Below are 22,102 nucleotides of genomic sequence, written 5' to 3'. Positions count from 1 at the left end.
CTCGCCTCGAAGGATGGATCGGGGCACCGTCGCCCTTCGAGGGCTACGCTGCGCTCCGCCACCTCAGGACGACGGTGATCTCAAGGCGTCTCAAATGAACAACCAAACCAACGTCAAGCTCCGCCTCAACAATTCCGAACTCTGGGGTGGCCTGGTCGGGCTCGGGCTCGGCGGCTTCGTGATCTGGTCGGGCATGAAGCTCAAGCTTGGCACCATCAACGATCCCGGCTCCGGCTACGTGCTGTTCTACACGGGCATTCTGATGTGCGTGTTCGCAGGGTCCATCATCGTCTCGGCACTCACCGAGGGGGGGCCGACGCTGGCCTCGCGCTGGGAGAATGTGCGCTGGAGCAAACCACTCCTGCTGATCGCCTGTCTTGCGGCATTCTCCGTCGCACTGGAGCCGCTCGGCTTCCTGTTGTCGTCGATTCCGTTGATGCTGCTGCTGTTGCGGCTGATCGATCCCGTGCGCTGGACGCTGGCAGTTCCCATTGCCGTGCTGGTGCCGTCAGGCATGTGGTGGGTGCTCAAGCGGCTGCTGTTGATCCAGCTTCCCTCGGGCCTGTTCGGAATCGGTTGACCCCATGGATACGCTTGTCAACGTCGCCCATGGCTTCGGCGTCGCGCTGCTGCCGGTCAACCTGCTCTATTGCTTCATCGGCGTCTTCATCGGCACGCTGGTCGGCGTGCTGCCGGGCATCGGGCCGATCTCGGCGATGTCGCTGCTGCTGCCCGTGACGCTGTCGGGCACGCCGGAATCCGGCATCATCATGATGGCCGGCATCTATTACGGCTCGATGTATGGGGGATCGACCACATCGATCCTGGTCAATATCCCGGGCGAGGCTGCCTCCGTCGTCACCTGCATCGACGGCCACCAGATGGCGAAACAGGGCCGCGCGGGTCCGGCGCTCGGCATCTCCGCCTTCGGCTCGTTCATCGCCGGCACGTTTGCGCTGATCGCCCTGATGCTGGTGGCGCCGAAGCTTGCCAGCGTCGCCATCGCGTTCGGCCCGGCCGAATATTTCAGCCTGATGGTGCTCGGCCTCGTGGTGCTCACCTTCCTGACCCAGGGCTCGATGCCCAAGGCGCTGCTGATGGCGTGCATTGGCGTCGTGCTCGGACTGATCGGGCTCGACAGCATCACCGCGCAGCCGCGTCTGACCTTCGGCCGCATGGAGCTGATCGACGGTATCGGGCTCGTGCCCGTCGTGATGGGCCTGTTCGGCGTTGCAGAGGTGCTGCTCAACACCGAGCAGGCGATCAGGCGCGACATCATCAACACCAGGATCACCCATCTCCTGCCGACCCGCGAGGACTGGACGGCGAGCGCCGGTCCAGTCGGCCGCGGCACCGTCCTCGGCTTCTTCCTCGGCATCCTGCCGGGAGGCGGCGCGGTGGTGGCGTCGTTTGCCTCCTACGCGCTGGAGAAGCGGCTGTCGAAGACGCCCGAGCGCTTCGGCCATGGCGCGATCGAAGGCGTCGCGGGGCCGGAATCGGCGAACAACGCCGCGGCGGGCGGCGCCTTCATTCCGCTGATGACGCTCGGCATCCCGCCGAATGTGGTGATGGCGCTGCTGCTCGGGGCCTTCGTCATTCACGGCTTGCAGCCGGGACCGCTGCTGATCACGCAAAACCCCGGCCTGTTCTGGGGCATCGTCGCCAGCATGTATATCGGCAACGTCATGCTGCTGATCCTGAACCTGCCGATGATCGGCATGTGGGTGCAGCTGCTGAAGCTGCCCTACAACATCCTGTTCCCCCTGATCATCCTGTTCACGATCCTCGGCGTCTACTGCTCCAGCAACAACGTGTTCGACGTCTATGTGATGATCGCGTTCGGCATCATCGGCTATTTCATGCGCAAGCTCGGCTACGAGCCGGCGCCGCTTGTGCTGGCCTTCGTGCTGGGACCGATGATGGAGAACAATTTGCGCAAGTCGCTGATCCTGTCGCAGGGCGATCTCTGGACCTTCGTGCAACGGCCGATCTCGGCGGTGTGCCTTGTATTCGCAATGGTGCTGCTGATCGCCCCGCTGCTGCCGTCACTGCGCAGGAAGCGCGATCTGGTGGCGCTGGACGAGGGGGCGTGATCGCGTGGGATGGGCAAAGCGAAGCGTGCCCACGTCTTTTGTCGAAATTGAGAACGATCGTGGGCACGGCGCAAACGCGCCTTTGCCCACCCTACAGCGCCTCAGCTCGCCGCAGGCAGCACATTCTCAGGCGGAGCGCCCCACGGCCGTTCCGCGGAAGCCAGCCCGATCAGGCGGCCCTGGATGTAGTCGCAGCCCCAGTCGCGCAGCATGTTGGCGGCTTCCTCGTCCTGCACCCATTCGGCCACCGTCTTGATGTCGAGGCGGCGGGCGAGGTCGATCAGGGTCTGCACGAAGGCACGATCATCGGCGGAATGGGTGATGTTCTGCACGAAGGCGCCGTCGATCTTCACGATGTCGACGCCAAGCTTGCGCAGGTTTCGGAACGAGGTGTAGCCGGCGCCGAAATCGTCGATGGCAATGCGGCTGCCGAAATGCTTGAGGCGGCCGACGAAGGCGCGGACGTCGTCGATGTCCTGGATAGCGACCGTCTCGGTGATCTCGACGATCAGCCGCTCGGCGACGCCGGGATGCGCCTGCATCAGCGATTCGATTCCGGCCCACCAATCGGGATCCATGGTGGTGTCAGGCGAGATGTTGAGGCTGAGGCTGACGTCGGGCGCAGCCGCGAGTTCGGCCACCACGAGCTCGAGCACGCGATGATCGACCAGGCGGATCAGGCCGAGCCGTTCGGCGACCGGCACGATGTCGGGCGCGAGCAGCACCTGGCCGTCGCCCTGATCCATCCGCACCAGACATTCGTGGAACGCGCGCTCGCGCGAGACGGCGGACACCACCGGCTCGTAGGCGAGCTTGATGCGGCGCTCGTTCAGCGCGGTGACGATCTCGTCGGTGACGCGGATGTTGACGCGGCGCTGTGCGTCGCGCGTGGCGTCGGGGCGCCATACGGCGAACGAGCCGGCGCGGCGGCGCTTGGCGGCATCCAGCGTCTCATGGGCGCGGTTGACGGCCTCGTCGGTATTGCGGGCATAGCGCGGCAGGCTGACTGCGCCGATCGACGCGGTGACCGAAACCGGACCGGATTTGGTCGGCACCACCTCGTCGCGGATGCCGGCGAGGAAGCGCTCGGCGGCGACGTTCATGTCGTCGACGGTGCAGTTCTTCAGGATCAGGCCGAACTTGTTGCCGGAAAAGCGCCCGAGCACGTCGCCGCCGCGCAGGCGCGAACGGATACGCTTTGCGATGTCGAGGATCACGGCGTCTGCGACGTCGAAGCCGAAGGCGTCGTTGACGCGGACGAGATGATCGATGCCGACCAGCATGAAGGCGGCGGTCGAGCGGAAGCGGGTGGTCTCCTCGATCGCCTCGGCCAGCGCCGCGATCAAATGAGAGCGGTTGAGCTCGCCGGTCAGCGGATCGAGCCGGGCCAGCTTGGTCAGCTCCTCGTCGCGGGCATGACGCTCATTGTTGATGCGGACCGAGCCGATCGCGCGCACCGGGCGACCGTCGGCGCCGGCGAACCAGCGGCCGGTCTCCTCGATCCAGATCACGGGATCGGCGGCGCTCATGCGGACGCCGTACTCGACCCGGTAGGGCGTGCCGTCGGCGCCGTGAACGGGTGAGGTCTGCGCGAGTGCGGCGGTGCGCAGCGATGGCGAGGGCTCGATCAGCTTGGCGAATTCGGCGCCGGTCGCCAGCCGCTCGGCGGGAATGCCCGGGAAGACACTCGCGGCCTGGTCACCCCAAACGATGGCATCGCTGGCGATGTCCCAGGCGAACACGGCCTGACCGAGCGCGGCCAGAATGTCGGAGGCTTGCGGCAATGCAGGGGTCAAAATCGCCTCGTTTCGGGACAGCGGGGGAGTCCTGAGTCGGCACAGGATACGGCCAGATTCGCCTTCGACCCTAGGCAAAGTTCATAAACAATTTGGAAACCACGTTCCCGAGGCGCCCAGGAACGATTACGCTCGGCCGGCATGGGCCTTGCGAGACCATCACATGCAACGGCGCCCATGTCCCGAAACGCGCCAGTTGGAGCGGATGAACGGTGCTGTGATGGTGAATGCGGATGGATCGACAGAGACGGAGCGGCAAACCGGCACGGCCCTCGTGCCGCTGATGCCGACATTGCGGTGGGTCCACAAGGCGCCGCTGTCGCGCCCCGATCCCAGCTTCGTCACACAGTTGATCGCCAATGCCGAGCACGCGCCCCAGGCCAGCCGGCTGCGGCGCGCCTCTTCCGAGGATGCGATGACGGCCTATGGCAGCAAGCGCCCGCTGCAAAGCGTCAGCGCGCGGACACGGCAGGTGGCTTGAGGCTGGTCAGCGCGGCGGGGTGTCGGACGGCGGCGGCGTGCCGTTGCCGGGCTGAAGCTGCGGCGAGGGAATTTCCGGCGAAGTCGCGCCCTGCACGGGCTTGGGCGCAGGATGATCCATCAGCACGGATTCCGCGACGGATTGCGCCGAGGGCGCCGGAGGTTCGGCCGATGCCGGCTGCGGCGCAATGACCGGCTCGAACTTGCGCTCGGCCGCCGCATCCTCCGCCGGCGCGTCGGCCCGGCGTTTGGCCTTGCGCGGCGCCGGCACCGTCGTCTCGGCGACATAGGTGACGCGGCGGCGCGTGCGCTGGGCAATGCCGCCGAGGAAATCCGCCATCGCCAGCAGCACCAGCAGGAAATAGGTGGAGTTGCCGAATTTGGGCCACATCACGAATTCGGCGGCCGCTCCGCCGAACAGGATCAGCGACAACAGGTGATCCATCAGAAATTTCGATCCCGGCCGCGCGCCCTTGACCACTTCGAGCAGCAGCAGCACCACGCCCAGCGCGAGCAGGAGATCGGCGAGCGTCACCGGCCAGGCTTCGCCCGTGATCATCGGCACCCTGAACAGCACGTCCGTAAAGGAGACGGTCGGCATCAGGAAGGCGATGATGTTGTACACCGCGAGCGGAATCAGAAGCAGCGGAAAACCGACCATCGGCAGAACGCCTTCTCGATCATGATATCCGGACAGGACAATGCGGCGGCGAAGCATTCGCTCCGCCGCCGTCACTGTCTATCTCATGGGTGGGCCGAAATCAGGCAGACGAAATCATCCTGCCCGGAGAAAGGTCCTGAACTCAGGACTCTTTCTTCTTCAGGACCTGCCGGCCCTTGTACATGCCGGTCTTGAGGTCGAGATGGTGCGGACGACGGAGCTCGCCGGAGTCCTTGTCTTCCACATAGGTCGGCTTCTTGATGGCGTCAGCCGAGCGGCGCATGCCACGGCGCGACGGCGAGGTTTTTCTTCTCGGAACGGCCATTTCAATATCCTCTAGGGATTGGTGTCATCAGGGCATCGTCCGCGAAGGGACGGCTCAGCACCCGCAATCCGAGGCGAGCTGAATGCCGATCAAGGCCGGGCTTATAGAGGAAGGCTGGCCGTAAAGCTAGGCTCTTGGACCGGAAAATATGCCCGGAATGGGCTCAAAATCAGCGATTTTCCGGCCAGCAGGTCGCGAGCGCGCTTGCCTGCCCCCGCGCCATATAGGTGGCCGCCAGCCGCCGGACACCCGGGCCGGGGGTTCTGGCGCTGCGTTTGACCGGATTCGGCAGGATCGAGGCCAGCAGGGCCGCCTCCCGGGGCGAAAGGTCCTCCGCCGACTTGCCGAACGCGTAGGCGCTGCCGGCCTCGACGCCAAACTGGCCCTTGGGGCCGAACTCGGCGATGTTGAGGTAAATCTCCAGGATCCGCGGCTTGGGCAAGACCAGATCGATCCAGAGCGCCAAGGGGAATTCGAGTGCCTTGCGGACGAAATCCCGGCCCTGCCAGAGGAACAGGTTTTTCGCGACCTGCTGGGTAATCGTGGAGGCGCCCCGGAACGGCGTACCGTCCTCTTTCGCGTCGTCGATCGCCTCGCGCAGCGCGCCCCAATCGATGCCGTGATGCTTGCAGAAATGGGCGTCCTCGGCTGCGATCACCGATCGCGGCAGTGAGGGCGACATCGCCGCCAGATCGATCCATTCCCGCTGCATCGGCGCGCCGCGAAGCGAGCGCCAGGCCATCAGCGTCGAAACGGGATGGCCGGTGCGGTAGAACGGCGCGATCACATAGGGCGCGAGAATGACGACCGCGAGCACTACGAGCAGGATTTTGACGATGCGCAAATCGACCTTTCCGGCATGGAACGAGCAGCGGCCACGGATCACCCTATTAAGTCTGTGATAATCCGGGCCTTTTCCAGCACTTTTTAGGCCTTCCAAACGATTGACTGGGGCGGGCGCATAAAGGATTGTCCCGCCGAATTTTAGTTCTGGAGCCCTTCTTGATGACCGGCACGTCCCCGTCCGATTTCGCCAAACGTCTGGACAAGACCGCTGATGACACCGAGGCCCTGCTCGGGCGCCTGCTGTCGGACGACATCCTGCACGATGAGATCGCCCGGCCCAAGCGACTGATGGACGCAATGCGCTATTCGAGCCTGAACGGCGGCAAGCGCCTGCGGCCGTTCCTGGTGGTCGAAAGCGCAGCCGTGTTCGGCGTGCCGCGCGAAGCGGCCCTGCTCGTGGGCGCCGCGCTCGAATGCATCCACTGCTATTCGCTGATCCACGACGATCTGCCGGCGATGGACAATTCCGACCTGCGCCGCGGTCGCCCCACCCTGCACAAGCAGACCGACGACGCCACCGCGATCCTCGCCGGCGACGGCCTCCTGACGCTCGCCTTCGACATCGTCACCCGCGACGAGATCCATCGCGACGCCAATGTGCGACTGCTGCTGACGCGCGCGCTGGCACGCTGCGCCGGCATCGGCGGCATGGTCGGCGGCCAGATCCTCGACCTCGCCGGCGAAGGCCGCTTCGGCGGCAACGAGCCGATCGATGTCGCCCGCATTCAGCAGATGAAGACCGGCGCGCTGCTGCGCTACGGCTGCATCGCCGGCGCACTCCTCGGCCAGGCCTCGCAGAAAGAATATCAGGCGCTCGACGATTACGGCCGCGCGCTCGGCGAAGCCTTCCAGATCGCCGACGATCTGCTCGACGTCGAGGGCGATGCGGCCGCGCTCGGCAAGCCGGCCGGCGCCGACGCCGTGCTCGGCAAGACCACCTTCGTCACCCAGCTCGGCATCGAAGGCGCCAAGCAGCGCGTCCGCGACCTGCTCGCGCGCGCCGACAGCGCCGTCTCGATCTTCGGCGATCGCGCCGCCGTGCTGCAGGCCGCCGCGCGTTTCGTCGCCGAGCGGAAGAGCTGACGACACCGATGGCGGTCGAGGGCAAAGAAGATCCCGTCCTCGCCCGCTTCCGCAAAATGTCGCGGCCGGTGCGGCTGATCTATGCCCGGCCGCGGACCTTTATCGCGCTTGCGGTCGGCATCCTGGTCAGCCTGCTACTGCCTGGCTCGTACCGGCTGGTGACGCGGCTGTTGTTCGGCTGGGATGCGCTGATCGCAGCCTATCTGATGCTGGTCTATGCGATGATGCTGTGCAACGACCACCAGCACATCCGCCGCGCCGCCGCGATGCAGGACGACGGCCGCTTCGTGATCCTGCTGGTGACGGCGACCGGCGCCTTCGCCAGCATCGCGGCGATCGTCTCCGAGCTCGGCACGCCACATCGCGGCGTGCTGGAGCTCTCGATCGCGATCACCACGATCGCGCTGTCATGGGCCGCCGTGCACACGACCTTCGCGCTGCATTACGCTCATGATTACTACCGCAACGCCAAGCCGGGCGGCCTGCAATTCCCGAGCGGCGACAAGGAAGACCACGCCGACTACTGGGACTTCGTCTATTTCTCGTTCGTGATCGGCATGACCGCGCAGGTCTCCGATGTCGGCATCACCGACAAGACCATCCGCCGCACGGCCACGGCGCATGGGATCGTCTCGTTCATCTACAACACGGCCTTGCTGGCACTGACGGTCAACATTGCCGCGAGCGCCATCTCGGCCTGACGTCGTTCCTGCGAACGCAGGGACCCATACCGCGTGATTTATCGCTGGAAGACGAGAGCAGTACCGACGAAGGCTTCTCAACCGAAAGTCTTCGCCAAACAGCCGTCTGTGGTTATGGGTCCCTGCGTTCGCAGGGACGACGGAGGGAGATTAAGCCCTCAATTGCAGACCTCGGCATTGGCGTCATTGGCGGGGCCGCCACCGCCGCGATATTCGAGATGGCAGCCACGGCTGACAGGGCGGCAGCCGGTGCTGTTGCAGAACATCTGCCCGCCACCCGAGGGACGGCTGGCACCAGCCGCGGCGGCAATGCCGGCCGCAGCGCCGTAGCCCCCGGCGGCTCCGGCTGCCGCTCCGCCGGCCTGTCGGCGCTGCCGTGCGGGGCGCTCATCACCGTCGTCGCGCCTTGCCGTTGCAGGCTTGGCCGGCTTTGCGGCGCGCTGCTTCTCGCACTCATTGTCGTCATTGACCGCATAGCCCTCACGGCAAACGATCTTGGTGCACTTGTCGCCGTCGGCCTTGAAGCCGTGCTCGCAAACCAGCGGACAGACCCGCGCCGGCTTGGCCTTGACCGCATCGAGCGCGTCGGTGCTCGCGACCTTCACGTCGAGCTTGGTGCCGGCATAGCGGTTGAATTGCGACAGTGAGCGCCGCGAGGAGGTGTTCCAGTTGCCGTCGGCCTGCCCCGAAAAACATCCGACCCGGCCAAGCTCGGTCTGCACCGAGCGGCTGAGATCCGCCGGCGCGGTGGCCGGCGTCAGCGAGGCGACGCTGGTGCCGGCGGGACTCGCGGTGCTGGCCGGTGCGGCGCTCGGCGCCGCGGCGGCAAGATTGACGCGCTGCTGCTCGGCGGCGGCCGCCTGCTGCTGCGCCTGCTCCTTGGCCTTCTGCGCGGCAAGCTGCGCCTGCTCGGCCGCCTTGGCATCGGCCGCAGCCTTGGCCTGCGCGTCCTTCTGGGCGCCGAGAGCGGCGAGACGATCCCGCTCGGCCTCGGCCTGCTTCGCCTTCTCGATCGCGGCTGCATGGGCCTGCTCGGCCTGGATCTTGTCGATCTGGAGCTTGGCGAGGTTGGCATAGAAGCCGTCGGGGTGCTGGGCGAGGAAAGCTTCCCACGCCGGCTTGTTGCCGACCTGGAGCGCGAGCTCGTAGTCGCGGCGCATGTCGGCCTGCCGGTTCACCACGGGCGCTGCCGGCGCGGCAGTCGCCACCTTGACCGGAACCAGCGGCACATCCTCACCACCGAGCGAGCCGTACACGAACGGCTCCTGCTTGTTGCCGGTCGATTTGAGCACGTCGTCGCGCACGTAGCCGAAGGCGCGGCGGACATCGAGGCCCGGCGTCGTCAGATGCCGCGACAGCGCGACCGTGAAGGGGCTGTTGGCGCCGTCGCCGTCCTGAGCCGTGAAGCCTGCCTTCGCCGAGTAGGCGATCAGCGTATTGGGGCTGGTCGGCTCGACCTGGGCGAGACCGCGGCCGATGCCGCGCGAGGCAATGGTGCGCTTCATGGTCCTGCCGAACGGATTGTCGCGGCAGGCGTCCAGGATCACCAGACGAAGCTGCTTTGCCGGCTCGACGGCGACGAGGACGCGATCGAGCGAAAGCGCCTCGTCATAGACGTCGGTGTCGCGCTCGAGCTTGGCGTCGACAGGGATCAGATAATTCGAGCCCTCGACCTCGATGCCGTGACCGGCATAGTAGACCACGGCGATGTCGGCCGTGCGGGTGGTGTCTGCGAAGTCGCGCAGCACGCGCCGCGTATCCTGCGCCGACAGGTCCTGCCGGAAATCGACGATGTCGAATCCGGCTTCTTTCAGCGTTTTCGCCATCACCGCACCGTCATTGACGGGGTTGGCCAGCGGCGGCGCGTGCCGATAGGCCGAGTTGGCAAGCACCAGCGCGACGCGGTTGCCCGCGAAAGCGGGACCGGAGCCGAACAGCAGCGCTGCGGCGAGGAGAAGCTGGCAGAGTCCGAGCAGTTTGCGCATGACACGACTTCCGAAGTTCGGGACGTTCAAGCCCCTTTGGAACCGCTTTAGCAGGATCTGGCGGCGGTGCTTGTGATGGAGGTCACGAAGGCCGCGCCTCCAGCAACCCGAAAACCCCCCTTTGTTTGTCGCGCCAGCGCTGTCGCGGTTCGCGGCCAGGCGGGCGGATCGAACGAGTTTCCTCAGGCATCGCCGATATGCCCCCGATATTGCGGCAGATCGTCTGTAATTTCGTGCCAGGGCGCCTTCGAGGCCACGAAAATATGGGCGCTGGGCCGGATCGAAGGGGCATCGACCAGGGTTCCCATGGCGACGTGGACCCATTGTCCTTCGCGCACCCGGGAATAAAGCAGCGAGCCGCATCGCCCACAATGGGCGTCATGGGTGGTGTCGTCGCCAAAAATGAGCCGCTGGTCGCCGCCCCGGACGATGTGGAGCTTGTCCTGCGCGATGCCGGCGAACGGCTTGAAGGCCGAGCCGGTGGTCCGGCGACAGTTTGAACAGTGACAGTTCATCGCATAGGAGAACGCATCGGCCACCTCGAACCTGACAGTCCGGCAATAGCATTCGCCGATCAGGATACGAGCATTCGATTTTTCTGATCCGGTCATGGCATGCCCTGGCGCAAATGGCTGACACACCCATAGCGCATTTCGATGCGTACGACTAAGTTCGCCCCAAGCCATCATGCAAAAGGATGACCCATGAGCCAGAACCGGTCGAGCGTCGAAGCCGTCGTGCAATCCTATTTCGACGGCCTTTACGAGGGCGACGCCGAGAAACTCGGCGCCATCTTCCACCCCTCCGCGGATTTGCGCTGGGTCGAGAAGGGCGAATTGCAGGTCCTGACCGTGCCCGACTGGCTCGACCGTGTGCGCAAGCGTCCCTCCGGCAAGGCCGAAGGCAAGCCGCGCGAGGATTTCATCGTCACCATCGACCGCTCGGACGACAAGACCGCCTTCATCAAGGTGCGATGCCAGCTGCCACCACGCTATTTCACCGACTATCTGGTGGCGATGAAGCTCGCCGACGGCTGGCAGATCGTGTCGAAATCATATCGCTATGATTTGAGGGACTGAGGGGTCTTCAACCACCGCCCGAAATCGGACGCACTCGCGCGCCATCCTCCATTATTGCGGGCGCCGCTCTCACCCCGTCATTGCGAGCGCAGCGAAGCAATCCAGAATCCCTCCGCGGAAAGACTCTGGATTGCTTCGCTGCGCTCGCAATGACGATGCGGATGAAGCGAGCGCTTGATCTCCCACCTCCACTTCCCGAAAGCCTCCCATGCCTCTCGACCGCCGCTCTCTGCTCGCCTCACTCGCCTGGATGGCCGCGTCTCCGGCGCTTGCCGCGGAGGCGCCGCCCGAGCTCGAATCCTACGAGCGCGAGAGCGGCGGACGGATCGGGGTCTATGCGGAGAACCTTGCGACCGGCAAGAAGCTCGCCTGGCGCGCCGAAGAGCGCTTCGTGATGTGCTCGACCTTCAAGGCTTCGCTCGCGGCCAGCGTGCTGGCGCGGGTCGATCGCGGCGAGGAGCAGCTCGCAGCGATGATTCCTTACGGCAAGGCCGACCTGCTGGAATATGCGCCGGTCGCCAAGCAGAATCTCGCGGCGGGTGCGATGTCCGTCACCGACATGTGCAAGGCGATCGTCGAGCTCAGCGACAACACCTGCGCCAATCTGCTGCTGGCGCGGATCGGCGGCCCCGCCGCGCTCACCGCGTTCTGGCGGTCGCTCGGCGACACCATTTCGCGGCTCGACCACAACGAGCCCGAGCTGAACCGCTCGCCGCCCGGCAATCCCCAGGACACCACGACGCCGATGGTGATGGCGGGAAATTTGCGGCGCCTGGTGGTGGGCGAAGCCCTGTCACCGGCCTCGCGCACCCAGCTCACGGCGTGGATGGTGGATTGCAAGACCGGCGCGAACCGGCTGCGTGGCGGTCTGCCCGCCAGCTGGAGCATCGGCGACAAGACCGGCTACAATGGCAAGGACGCCGCGGGGGACATCGCAGTGGCTTGGCCCAAGCCCGACACGCCCATCCTGATCACGGCCTACACCCAGGGCGGCACGCCGAATCCGGCGCAGATCGAAGCCGCCTTCGCGCGCATCGGACGCATGGTGGCCGAGCGGCTGGCGTGAGCCCCGCGCATTGACGCAGCAGTCGCTTCCGGGTCAAGACAGACCGCCATGGAAGCGAAATTTCAGACCTTTCTCATCCTGCTCGCCGTGCTGGCGGGCACCGCGCTTGCCGCGCGCCGCTTCAACATCGCGCCCGCCATCCTGCTGATGCTGGCCGGCGTCGGCCTCGCCTTCGTGCCGGGCATGCCGCCGGTGGAATTGCCGCCGGAACTGGTGCTGCTGATGGTGCTGCCGCCGCTGATCTATTCGGCCAGCGTCGCCATGAGCTGGCGCGAGTTCAAGAATAATTTGCGCCCGATCGTGCTGCTCGCGGTCGGCGCGGTGATCTTCACCGCGGCGCTGGTGGCGGCTGCCACGCACTACATGATCGGCCTGCCCTGGACCATCGGCTTCCTGCTCGGGGCCATCGTCGCGCCGCCCGACGTGGTGGCACCGCTCGCGATCGCGCGCCGGCTCAACATGCCGCGGCGGCTTCTGGTCATCCTCGAGGGTGAAGGGCTCGCCAACGATGCCACTGCGCTGATCCTCTACCGCTTCGCGCTGGCCGCGATCATGGTCGGGCATTTCTCGCTGCCGCTCGCGGCCGGCGAGTTCCTCCTCATCGTCGCCAGCGAGATCGCCTTCGGCATCGGCGTCGGCTGGCTCTCCCTTCGCTTCCGCAAATGGTCCGGGGATCCGCAGGTCGAGCTGACGCTGTCGCTGATCACGCCCTACGTCTCCTACTGGCTGCCCGAGCATCTCGGCGGCTCCGGCGTGATCGCGACCGTCGCCTGCGGGCTTTATGTGAGCTGGAACGGCCCGCTGCTGATCTCCTCGGCGACGCGACTGCAAGGCATCTTCTTCTGGGACCTCGTGATCTATCTGATCGAGGGTGTGCTGTTCCTGCTCACCGGCTTCCAGATGCGCGCGCTCTACGAGAAATCGAAGACGTTCCCGCTCGACGACATCCTGATCGCGACCGCGCTGGTGCTGGTGATTATCGTGATCGCGCGTTTCGCGTGGCTCTATCCCGCCACCTATCTGCCACGGATGCTCAGCAAATCGTTGCGCCGGCGCGATCCGTCGCCGCCCTGGCAATGGCCGTTCGTGCTCGCCTTCACCGGCGTGCGCGGCGCGGTGTCGCTCGCGGCGGCGCTGGCGTTGCCGTTCACGCTGCCTGATGGCGACGCCTTCCCCTATCGCGACCTGATCCTGTTCGTGGCCTTCGGCGTCATCTTCGTCACGCTGATCGGCGTCGGCCTCACGCTGCCGCCGGTGGTGCGCTGGCTCGGTGTCGCACAGGCCGGCCGCAACGAGCACGTCGCCGAGCATGAGGCCGAGATCACGGCACGGCGTCAGGCGCTGGATGCCGCGCTGAAATCGCTCGACGCGCTGACCGAGGAGAAGGACGTCTCCGACGAGGTGATGCGGCTATTACGTGCGCGTCACGAGATCCGGGTCAACCAACTGCCTGATTCACTCGACCCTACGCACCACGACGTCTCCGCCGCCGGCACCGCGCTGACCCGCGACCTGATCGCCGCGGAACGAAAATTCATCCACAACCTCCTGCGCGACGGCCAGATCACCGACGAGACGCGGCGGCGGATCGAGCGGGATCTGGACCTGGAGGAGGCGAGCCTGGCGAACCGGGAGTACAGGGGCGTGCCGCTGTAGGCTTTGGTCATTGCGAGCGCAGCGAAGCAATCCAGACTGCCTCTGCGGAAAGACTCTGGATTGCTTCGCTGCGCTCGCAATGACGGGGGTTGAAGCACCTCGGCAAACTACCGCCTCTCGCAAAACTCCCTCATCGCAGCCGCAACGGCCCCCGCGACCGCCTCCTGCCGCTCGGGCGAGTTCATCGCCATCTCCTCGTCGCGGTTGATGATGGAGCCGGCCTCGAGCAGCACGGCAGCGCTCCTGGTGCGCGACAGCACGACGAGCCCATCATAGCGGTAGACGCCGACATCCTTGTCGAGCAGCTGGCGGCGGTAGCGACCCATCACCGGCAAGGTGTACTGGTTGGCATAGTGCAGGCCCTGCTCTTTCAACTGCCGGCCGATCATCCGTGCCAGCATCAGGCTGGCGGTAAAGTGCGGGTTCTGCTGCGACACGAACAATGAGTGCCCCGAAAAGCGATCGCTGAAATTGCTCTTCGCGCCGTCGAATTCCCAGGTGTCGAGCAATTTGTCCGGCACCGAATCGTGGTGAACCGACAGGAAGAGATCCGCCCGGCCGTCATTGGCGGCGCTGACCCGCTTGAACAGGCTCGGCCGCGCCTTGCCGTCCGTGACGAGCAGGCGGGTTGCCGCGAAGCCTTCGGATTTGAGCTTCGCCGTGATGCGTCTTGCAAGAACGAAATTGAAGCCGAACTCCGGATCGTTGCGCGCGCTGAGGGCGCCGTAGGAATCAGGGGTGTGGCCGACGTCGATGACGATCCGGAATTTCGGCATTTCGCACTTGGCGGGCACTTGCGCCTGCTTCGGTCTGGTCTTCGCGACCTTGCGCGCAGCCGCGGCCTCGCTGCGGCCGGCTGGTGCAAGCGATGACAACAGGATCGCGGCGACCAGTCCGGCGATGATGCTGCGCGCTTGCCCCACGCGCTACTCCGCTGCCGCGATCTGCGGGCGGCCGACAAAGCCCGCGACATCGCCAAACCGCTCCAGCATCACGGCCGGCAGATCCTTGGTCTTGCTGGTGACGCAGGCGCCTGAGCGCACGGCATAGCGGTCCTGATGCGCGGCCTGCGGCGGCGGCTCGCCTTGCTGCAGCGCGCGGGCCAGATCCATCACGACTTTCCGGAAATGCATGATGCCGAGATCGGTCGGGCCGAGATGCTCGCGGGTGCGGTCGGCGATCGGACCCTGGCTGTCCTGCACGGCGGCGTCCTGCTCGGACACGCCCTTGATGCCGGTGTAGCTCCGGGTCTTCTGCAGCTTGCGATCGATCAGGTAGTCGTTGCCCTTGTGCCGCAGCGGCACGTAATTGTCGTCGACCTCCGCGATCACGCCGTTGCCGCGGTCATAGGCGTCGCGCTCGGCTTGCGTCAGCGGCCGCTCCGGATTCCAGACATAGGTATAGATCCAGCAATTGGTGTCGGTGACGGGCACGAAAGTCTGGCCAAAAATGTTCTCGCCCGGCATCGCGCTCGGCGCATAAGCGTGGAACGGCATCAGGAACTGCGCAATGCGCCAGTAGATATTGTCGCCGCCCGTGAGCCGGCCACCGGCAATCGTCAGCCCCGCCTCGTGCGGGGTGACCTTGATCACCGGGCGCGGGTCCTCCGCGATCCAGCGCATGTGATCGCTCGACATGCGCGCGATCGGATTCACAAAGTGCTTCTTGATATCGAGGATCTCGTTCTCCTCCTTGTCGAAGGAGAGATGGGCGAAGGTGAAATGCGCGGTGTCGATCGAGCCTTCCAGCGCCTGCACCCAGTTGCAGTCCTGCCATTTCTTGCTGACATAGCGGTGCGAGGCCGGTAGCAGCGCCATTTCGAGATCGGGCAGCTCGGGCATCGCCTCGGGGGGACCCATATATGCCCAGATCATCTCGCCCCATTCCCGCACCGGGTAGGACTTTATGCGAATGAGGTCCTTGGCGTTGAGATCGGGATAGGACGTCGGCATGTCCACACAGCGGCCGTCGGTGTCGAATTTCCAGCCGTGGTAGACGCAGCGGATGCCGCATTCCTCAACGCGCCCGAGCCAGAGATTGGCGCCGCGATGCGGGCAGTATTGATCGATGACCCCGACGACGCCGCGGGAATCGCGGAAGGCGAGCAGCTCTTCGCCAAGCGCGACGATCTTTTTCGGCTCCCCGTCGGGCTCTGGGAGTTCTTCGGACAGCAGCACGGGAATCCAGAACCGCCGCAGCAATTCGCCCATGCCCGTGCCGGGGCCGGACTCGGTCAGGAATTTGTTGTCCTCGGCGCGGAGCATTGAAGATCCTCCCGATGTATTTTTCGGGAAGATTGGCGCGGGAATGCGGAGACGTCAACGCAGGAACGGCTTCCGTGTCCCGGACGCGGCGCGGCATGAAATGACGCGACGCAGAGCCGGGACCCAGCCTGCCGCGAGTATGGGCCCCGGCTCTGCAGCGCACCGCTGAACCGGACGATGCTTCGCATCGCCGGGACAGCGCTGCACTGCGTCCGGGGCACGAGCAGCCTAAACCGGCCGCTCCCCCTTCACCGTCACGCGCGTGCCCGAGCGGGTGTGCGGCCAGTAGTCCCACATCGCGCGATGCTGGGTGCAGCGGTTGTCCCAGAACGCGATGGCGTTCTCGGTCCAGCGGAAGCGGCATTGGAACAGCGGGTTCTCGGCGTGCTGGTAGAGGTAAGCCAGCATCGCGTCGCTCTCATCGCGCGGGATGCCGTTGATGTGACGGGTGAAGCCGCGATTGACGTAGAGCGCCTTCTTACCGGTGACCGGATGGGTGCGCACCACGGGGTGCTCGGCGTTTGGATAGGACGGACGGTCGGCGACGCCGTAGTTTGCATAAAGGCCGCGATAGATCGGCTCGCCGTCGTGCAGCGCGGTCAGGCCGTCGAGATAGGCCTTCATGCGGTCGGACAGTGCCTCATAGGCCGCATACATGTTGGCGAACAGCGTGTCGCCGCCGCGCGGCGGGCACTGCTTGATGTAGAGGATCGAGCCCATCGGCGGCTCGAGATCGCAGGACACGTCGGAGTGCCAGCCCTCGCCATTGGCCCGCGGCGAGTTCTTGTCGGCGTAGATCTTCATCAAGGCCGGGTCTTCGTCCTCGTGAGGAGCGGCCGGATGGAAATGCAGCTCGCCGAATTTGCGACCGAAGGCGAGATGCTGCTTCGGCGTGATGTTCTGGTCGCGGAAAAAGATGACGAGGTTTTCGGCGAGCGCGCGGTGGATCTCGTCCATCTGCTGGTTGGAGCCGGCATCGCCATCGACGAGCGAACCGATGTCGACGCCGGAGATTTCCGCGCCGATGATGGGGGTGAGCTTTTCGACCGCGATGGTCTCGTAGGGCGCGCCGTCCTCGGCCATGTGGCGATAGCGCGGGCCCTGCTTGCCGGCGAGTGAGCTCATGGCGTGTCTCCCGATCGTTCTTGATTGGAAGGCATCGTAGCGCACCGTGATGGATGTGCAATCTGCACCGCAAACACAGTCGTCGTCCCGGGGCGCGCGAAGCGCGAGCCCGGGATCCATAACCACCGGATTGAGTTGGACGAAGACTCGGAATCACCATCTCGCGCCATAACCACGGCCTGTGGCTATGGGTCCCCGCCTTCGCGGGGACGACAGCGGAGTGTGGGCGCTAGCGGAGTGAAATCACTCCGCCGCCGTCACCGGCACCTTGGCGCCCTGGCCGTAGCGCTGGTCGATATAGTCGATCACCAACGCCTTGAAGTCGGCGGAGATGGTCGGGCCGCGCAGCGTGCGGAACTTCTTGCCGTCCACGAACACGGGCGCGGCCGGCGCTTCGCCGGTGCCGGGCAAGGAGATGCCGATATTGGCGTGCTTGGATTCGCCGGGGCCGTTGACGATGCAGCCCATCACCGCGACGTTGAGCTCTTCCACGCCGGGATATTTCGTCTTCCAGGTCGGCATCTCGTCGCGGATGAAATCCTGGATCGAGCGCGCCAGCTCCTGGAAGGTGGTCGAGGTGGTGCGGCCGCAGCCGGGGCATGCCGCGACCAGCGGCACAAAGGTGCGGAAGCCCATGGTCTGCAGCAGCTCCTGGCCGACCTGCACTTCACGGGTGCGGTCGCCGCCGGGCTCCGGCGTCAGCGAGATGCGGATGGTGTCGCCGATGCCCTGCTGCAGGAGGATGCCGAGCGCGGCCGAGGACGCCACGATGCCCTTCGAGCCCATGCCGGCTTCGGTGAGGCCGAGATGGATGGCGTAATCGGAACGGCTGGCGAGGTCCTGGTAGACCGCGATCAGATCCTGCACCGCCGAGACCTTGGCGGAGAGGATGATGCGGTCCTTGGGCATGCCGAGCTCTTCGGCGCGCGCGGCCGACAGCAGAGCGGACTGCACCATCGCCTCGCGCGTCACCGCGCGCACGTCGCGCGGATTGGCGGACGCGGCGTTCTCGTCCATCAGCTTGGTCAGCAGCTCCTGGTCGAGCGAGCCCCAATTGGCGCCGATGCGGACCGGCTTGTTGTTCTTGTTGGCGATCTCGATGATGTCGCCGAACTGGGTGTCGCGCTTGTCCTTGAAGCCGACATTGCCGGGATTGATGCGGTATTTGGCGAGCGCCTCGGCGCAGGCCGGATAGGCGGCGAGCAGCTTGTGGCCGATATAGTGGAAGTCGCCGATCAGCGGCGTGTTGATACCGCGCTTGGCGAGACCGTCGCGAATGTGCGGCACGGCCGCTGCGGCTTCCTCGCGGTCCACGGTAATGCGGACCATTTCGGAGCCGGCGCGCGCGAGCGCTGCGACCTGGGCAATGGTACCGTCGATGTCGGCCGTGTCGGTGTTGGTCATCGACTGCACCACGATCGGCGCACCGCCGCCGACGGCGACGTCGCCGACCTTGACCTGGGTGGTACGATGACGCGGTGCAGGTCCCGCGATGTCGGAATCGATTGATGTTTCGGGCTTGTTCATGGGGTCCAAATATCAGGTTTTGGTGACGTTCAGCAATGCATCAGCTGGCGCCGCGGCCGTTTGGCGGCATCCCTTCGAATTCGAAGGGATACCAAGAACTTATGAATCGAGTGCGGCCTCCGGTTCAGGAGCTCCCTTACGAGCTTGCGGCAACGGGAGAGGGAGCTCCTGAACGGCCGCACTCGGACGGTTAACCAGGAAAAGCCCAGCAATTACAAGGAGGGCAGCCGCCCCGAATGCCAAGCTTAGGGTGTCGTGCATGATGAAATAGCTACCCACCACGCCAAACAAAGGGGTGATGAAGGTAAAAGCCGACAATTTGCTGGCCGAATAGGTCTTCACCAGAGCGAACCAAAGCGTGAACGTGGTTCCAACCACCCAGATCGCCTGGAAGGCCATCAGGCCGAGCGAGGCCGGTGCCGGCGTATGCGTGATGGTCTCGCCGAACAAAAAGGCCGCTAGCCCCAGGATCGGGATCGAGGTCGCGACCTGATAGCCCAGCGCCTTTTCCGGCGCGGCGAAGCGCAGCCGCGTGCCCTTGGCGACCAGCGTCGTCGCCGCCCACAGCGCGGCGCCGCCGACGATCATGAGGTCGCCCAGCAGAACGTGCGCGTCGACATTGGGCTGCGGCACGCCGATCGCGAGCGCGACGCCGGCAAAGCTGATGGCAAGGCCCAGCCATTGCGAGGCGCCGAGCCGCTCGCCCAGCACCTGGTAGGAGCCGAGCGCGACGAAGAACGGCGCGGTGTAGAGAAACACCACCGCGCGCGAGGCCGAGGTGAGGCGCAGGCCCTGGAAAATCAGCACGAACTCGATGCCGAACATCAGCCCGGCGATCAGGCCCGGCTTCCACGTGCCGTCGTTCTCGAAGAATTTGACGCCGCGAAGCGTGCCGATGATGAACAGCACCGGCAGCGCGCCCGCCGAGCGGATCGTGGCCTGAAGCATCGGCGGGATATCAGGCATCACCAGCTTCACCGCGATCTGGTTGAACCCCCAGGTCAGGCACAGCATGAGCATCAGGGCGATGGCGCCGGCACTGAGGGGACGTGCGGCGGAAGGGTTGGCTTGTGGCGAGGACATATCTTCCCGAAAAACCGGCTTTGCGCCGTTGTTGCTTTATGCAGCTTTCTGACAATGGGTGCAGACGCCCGTGATCTCCACCACGGACAATTTGGGAGCAAAGCCCGAGCTGCGCGCTGCCGCGTTGAGATCTCCGGCAAAGGATGCCGACGGAATCTCGCCGACCAGGCCGCAGCGCTCGCAGATCAGGAACGCCACCGCCGACGTCGCATCGTGGTCGTGGGCGGCACAGGCGAGATAGGCGTTGCGGCTTTCAATGCGGTGCACGAGGCCGTTGGCCATCAGGAAATCGAGCGCGCGATAGACCGTGATCGGCGCCGGCCGGGACATGGATTTGGCGAGCTCGTCGATCACCTCATAGGCGCCGAGCGGGCGGTGGCTGGAGAGCAGCGCACCTAAAACCTGGCGGCGAATCGGCGTGAATTTCTGGGAGCGCTGCTCGCAGACCTCCTCGGCATGCGCCAGCGCATCCGCGGTGCAGCGGCCATGATCGTGATCGGGCGCGGGAAAAGCCGGCTTTGCGAGGGTCATGCGGCGATGTTCTAGCATTTGGGCCCGGGAACCCAAAGCACGACCCTGCAAACGGCTGCCAGCCATGCTCGCGCTGCGGGACAGCCTCCTGCTAATCGGCGATGGAATAATCATAAGCTTGCTTATTATATTCAAAGCTTATTGGAGACCAAGCTTATGACCCGCGGGTCCGTCGACCAGAACTTCCTGTTTACGCTGGGCGAGCTCTACCGCCTTTTGCGCGTCTATGCCGACAAGGAGGCGTCGCGGTTCGGCATCACCCGTGCCCAATGGGCGGTGCTGGCCAAGGTCGAGCGCAGCGAGGGCATGAAGCAGTCGGAACTCGCCGAGCTGCTCGAGATGCAGCCGATCACGCTGACGCGCCTGATCGACAAGCTCTGCGACAGCGACTGGATCGAGCGCCGCAATGATCCTTCAGACCGCCGCGTCAAGCGGCTGTATCTGAAGAAGGCCGGGCGGCAATTGCTGGGCCGGATGAGCGGGCTGAAGTCCGAGCTCACCGCCAACGCGCTGGACGGCATCACGCCGGCGGACGCCCATCGCCTCCTGACCCAGCTCGAAACCATCAAGGAAAACGTCCGCACCGCGATCCAGACATCCGGTGCGGAACAAGCGCGCAAGGAGCAGCGCTATGGCTGATCAAGTCCTCAAATTCCAGCCCGAGCAGAAAGCCGACAGCGGCAAGCCGACCAAGAAGGCCGGCACCGATCCGCGCCGCCGCTTCATTGCGGGCTTGCGCCGCTATCGCCGCTTCCTGCTGCTGGTCGTGCTGCCTGTTGCCGCCGCGATCGCCGGCCTCACATTCTATTTGCATGGCGGGCGCTATGTCGGCACCGACGACGCCTATGTCGGCGCGCAGAAGGTGCTGGTGACGCCCGACATCTCCGGCAAGATCCTGAAGGTGGTCGTGAAGGAAGGCCAGTCGGTCAAACGGGGCGACGAGCTGTTCGAGATCGACCCCGTTCCGTTCCGCCTCGCGGTGGAAGAGACCAAGGCGCAGCTCGCGCAGGCGCGCACGACCTATGACAACCTCGTCGCCAACATCAAGATCTACGGCGACATGCTCGATCTGGCTCAGCAAGGCATCGATCTGAAGAAGCGCGACGTCGAGCGCAAGCAGGCGCTGGTGAAGAACAATTTCGGCTCGCAGCTCGATCTCGACAACGCCTCGAATGCGCTGGTCACCGCCGGCGCGCAGGCGCAATACATCAAGCAGCAGCTCTCCAACGCCAAGACTCAGTTGCTCGGCAATACCGAATTGCCGCTGGAGCAATTCCCGCCCTACGCACAGGCAAAAGCCAAGCTGGACGATGCCCAGCGCAACCTCGACCACACCGTGTTGCGCGCGGCGATGGATGGCGTGGCGACGCAGGTCGAGCAGATCCAGCTCGGCCGCTTCGTCACCGCGGGCACGCCGGTGTTCTCCATCATCGACGTCGCCCATCCCTGGGTCGACGCCAATCCGAAGGAGAGCGACCTCACCCACGTCACCGAGGGTCAGCCCGTCACGCTCGAGGTCGACGCGTTCCCGAACCACGTCTTCAAGGGCAAGATCGGCTCGCTCTCGCCCGGCACCGGTGCGCAATTCGCCATCCTGCCGCCGCAGAACGCCACCGGCAATTTCGTCAAGGTAGTGCAGCGCGTGCCGATCCGCATCTATTTCGACGAGACCGACAAATACGTGCGGAAGCTGAAGGCCGGCATGAGCGTCTATGCCACCATCGACACCGGCCATCAGCGTTCGCTCGCCGGCCTGTTCGGGCTGTCGGCGACCGCGAGCCAGGACAAAGACGAATAAGGA

Annotated in this window: 22 protein-coding genes; 10 read left to right on the top strand and 12 right to left on the bottom strand. The window is 65.2% G+C overall.

Translation table 11 applies throughout. The features are described from left to right. Positions 1-94 precede the first annotated feature (94 nt). Together Q0743_RS19815 and Q0743_RS19810 are read left to right on the top strand one after the other, a co-directional pair. Positions 95-580, top strand: coding sequence for a tripartite tricarboxylate transporter TctB family protein (locus Q0743_RS19815; RefSeq protein ID WP_298243179.1), 486 nt, complete (start codon positions 95-97; stop codon positions 578-580). A 4-nt stretch (positions 581-584) separates the two neighbouring features. Beyond that, positions 585-2,093: a tripartite tricarboxylate transporter permease gene (locus Q0743_RS19810; protein ID WP_298243178.1), complete on the top strand. Its 1,509-nt coding sequence runs from the start codon at positions 585-587 to the stop codon at positions 2,091-2,093. A gap of 101 nt (positions 2,094-2,194) precedes the next feature. Here Q0743_RS19810 and Q0743_RS19805 read toward each other — a convergent pair whose 3' ends face one another. Further along, on the bottom strand, positions 2,195-3,889 hold the full coding sequence (locus Q0743_RS19805; protein WP_298243177.1) for a bifunctional diguanylate cyclase/phosphodiesterase: 1,695 nt from the start codon (positions 3,887-3,889) through the stop codon (positions 2,195-2,197). Between the two features lie 220 nt (positions 3,890-4,109). Between Q0743_RS19805 and Q0743_RS19800 the strand changes: the two genes are divergently transcribed. Beyond that, positions 4,110-4,370, top strand: a complete 261-nt coding sequence (locus Q0743_RS19800; protein ID WP_298243181.1) for a hypothetical protein — start codon at positions 4,110-4,112, stop codon at positions 4,368-4,370. A 6-nt stretch (positions 4,371-4,376) separates the two neighbouring features. Here Q0743_RS19800 and Q0743_RS19795 read toward each other — a convergent pair whose 3' ends face one another. The 3 genes from Q0743_RS19795 to mtgA all read right to left on the bottom strand — a co-directional run bounded on the left by Q0743_RS19795 (position 4,377) and on the right by mtgA (position 6,199). After that, entirely contained in the window at positions 4,377-5,030 is a 654-nt protein-coding gene (locus tag Q0743_RS19795; protein WP_298243176.1) for a hypothetical protein, read from the bottom strand. Positions 5,031-5,172: 142 nt separating this feature from the next. Further along, positions 5,173-5,355, bottom strand: a complete 183-nt coding sequence (gene rpmF / locus Q0743_RS19790; protein ID WP_007598106.1) for a 50S ribosomal protein L32 — start codon at positions 5,353-5,355, stop codon at positions 5,173-5,175. Positions 5,356-5,524: 169 nt separating this feature from the next. Then, positions 5,525-6,199: a monofunctional biosynthetic peptidoglycan transglycosylase gene (mtgA, locus tag Q0743_RS19785; RefSeq protein ID WP_298243175.1), complete on the bottom strand. Its 675-nt coding sequence runs from the start codon at positions 6,197-6,199 to the stop codon at positions 5,525-5,527. 161 nt (positions 6,200-6,360) lie between these two features. Here mtgA and Q0743_RS19780 point away from each other — a divergent pair, with 161 nt between their 5' ends. Together Q0743_RS19780 and Q0743_RS19775 are read left to right on the top strand one after the other, a co-directional pair. Beyond that, complete coding sequence (locus Q0743_RS19780; protein ID WP_298243174.1) at positions 6,361-7,284, top strand: polyprenyl synthetase family protein; 924 nt, start codon at positions 6,361-6,363, stop codon at positions 7,282-7,284. Between the two features lie 8 nt (positions 7,285-7,292). Further along, positions 7,293-7,985, top strand: a complete 693-nt coding sequence (locus Q0743_RS19775) for a DUF1345 domain-containing protein (protein ID WP_298243173.1) — start codon at positions 7,293-7,295, stop codon at positions 7,983-7,985. A 158-nt stretch (positions 7,986-8,143) separates the two neighbouring features. On the opposite strand, the gene Q0743_RS19770 is transcribed toward Q0743_RS19775, so the two are convergent. After that, positions 8,144-9,970, bottom strand: coding sequence for a caspase family protein (locus Q0743_RS19770; RefSeq protein WP_298243172.1), 1,827 nt, complete (start codon positions 9,968-9,970; stop codon positions 8,144-8,146). 182 nt (positions 9,971-10,152) lie between these two features. Continuing rightward, on the bottom strand, positions 10,153-10,581 hold the full coding sequence (locus Q0743_RS19765) for a GFA family protein (RefSeq protein WP_298243171.1): 429 nt from the start codon (positions 10,579-10,581) through the stop codon (positions 10,153-10,155). 93 nt (positions 10,582-10,674) lie between these two features. Between Q0743_RS19765 and Q0743_RS19760 the strand changes: the two genes are divergently transcribed. From Q0743_RS19760 to Q0743_RS19750, 3 genes are all read left to right on the top strand, one after another. Then, complete coding sequence (locus Q0743_RS19760; protein ID WP_212287060.1) at positions 10,675-11,049, top strand: nuclear transport factor 2 family protein; 375 nt, start codon at positions 10,675-10,677, stop codon at positions 11,047-11,049. A 208-nt stretch (positions 11,050-11,257) separates the two neighbouring features. Next, complete coding sequence (bla, locus tag Q0743_RS19755) at positions 11,258-12,115, top strand: class A beta-lactamase (RefSeq protein ID WP_298243170.1); 858 nt, start codon at positions 11,258-11,260, stop codon at positions 12,113-12,115. A 48-nt stretch (positions 12,116-12,163) separates the two neighbouring features. After that, a complete protein-coding gene (locus Q0743_RS19750) occupies positions 12,164-13,771 on the top strand; it encodes a Na+/H+ antiporter (RefSeq protein WP_298243169.1) in 1,608 nt (535 codons plus the stop codon). A gap of 107 nt (positions 13,772-13,878) precedes the next feature. Here the strand turns inward: Q0743_RS19750 and Q0743_RS19745 are convergent, their stop codons facing one another. From Q0743_RS19745 to Q0743_RS19720, 6 genes are all read right to left on the bottom strand, one after another. Next, positions 13,879-14,694 (bottom strand): N-acetylmuramoyl-L-alanine amidase, encoded by an 816-nt coding sequence (locus Q0743_RS19745; RefSeq protein WP_298243168.1) that lies wholly within the window; start codon positions 14,692-14,694, stop codon positions 13,879-13,881. Between the two features lie 3 nt (positions 14,695-14,697). Then, on the bottom strand, positions 14,698-16,035 hold the full coding sequence (locus tag Q0743_RS19740; protein WP_298243167.1) for a Rieske 2Fe-2S domain-containing protein: 1,338 nt from the start codon (positions 16,033-16,035) through the stop codon (positions 14,698-14,700). 228 nt (positions 16,036-16,263) lie between these two features. Beyond that, on the bottom strand, positions 16,264-17,160 hold the full coding sequence (locus Q0743_RS19735) for a TauD/TfdA family dioxygenase (protein WP_298243166.1): 897 nt from the start codon (positions 17,158-17,160) through the stop codon (positions 16,264-16,266). A 243-nt stretch (positions 17,161-17,403) separates the two neighbouring features. Beyond that, positions 17,404-18,687: a flavodoxin-dependent (E)-4-hydroxy-3-methylbut-2-enyl-diphosphate synthase gene (gene ispG / locus Q0743_RS19730; RefSeq protein ID WP_298243165.1), complete on the bottom strand. Its 1,284-nt coding sequence runs from the start codon at positions 18,685-18,687 to the stop codon at positions 17,404-17,406. 99 nt (positions 18,688-18,786) lie between these two features. Beyond that, positions 18,787-19,770 (bottom strand): DMT family transporter, encoded by a 984-nt coding sequence (locus tag Q0743_RS19725; protein ID WP_298243164.1) that lies wholly within the window; start codon positions 19,768-19,770, stop codon positions 18,787-18,789. Positions 19,771-19,806: 36 nt separating this feature from the next. After that, positions 19,807-20,301, bottom strand: coding sequence for a Fur family transcriptional regulator (locus Q0743_RS19720; RefSeq protein ID WP_298243163.1), 495 nt, complete (start codon positions 20,299-20,301; stop codon positions 19,807-19,809). 156 nt (positions 20,302-20,457) lie between these two features. Here Q0743_RS19720 and Q0743_RS19715 point away from each other — a divergent pair, with 156 nt between their 5' ends. Together Q0743_RS19715 and Q0743_RS19710 are read left to right on the top strand one after the other, a co-directional pair. Further along, entirely contained in the window at positions 20,458-20,940 is a 483-nt protein-coding gene (locus tag Q0743_RS19715) for a MarR family winged helix-turn-helix transcriptional regulator (protein WP_097661636.1), read from the top strand. Next, positions 20,933-22,099, top strand: a complete 1,167-nt coding sequence (locus Q0743_RS19710; RefSeq protein ID WP_298243162.1) for an HlyD family secretion protein — start codon at positions 20,933-20,935, stop codon at positions 22,097-22,099. Before Q0743_RS19715 ends, Q0743_RS19710 begins: the two co-directional genes overlap by 8 nt. The last annotated feature ends 3 nt before the right edge of the window (positions 22,100-22,102 follow it).

The sequence above is a fragment of the uncultured Bradyrhizobium sp. genome (assembly GCF_936943645.1).
Taxonomy (GTDB): domain Bacteria; phylum Pseudomonadota; class Alphaproteobacteria; order Rhizobiales; family Xanthobacteraceae; genus Bradyrhizobium.
The sequence above is the reverse complement of the archived record's forward strand: the minus strand, read 5'-3'. Positions and strand labels throughout refer to the sequence as shown.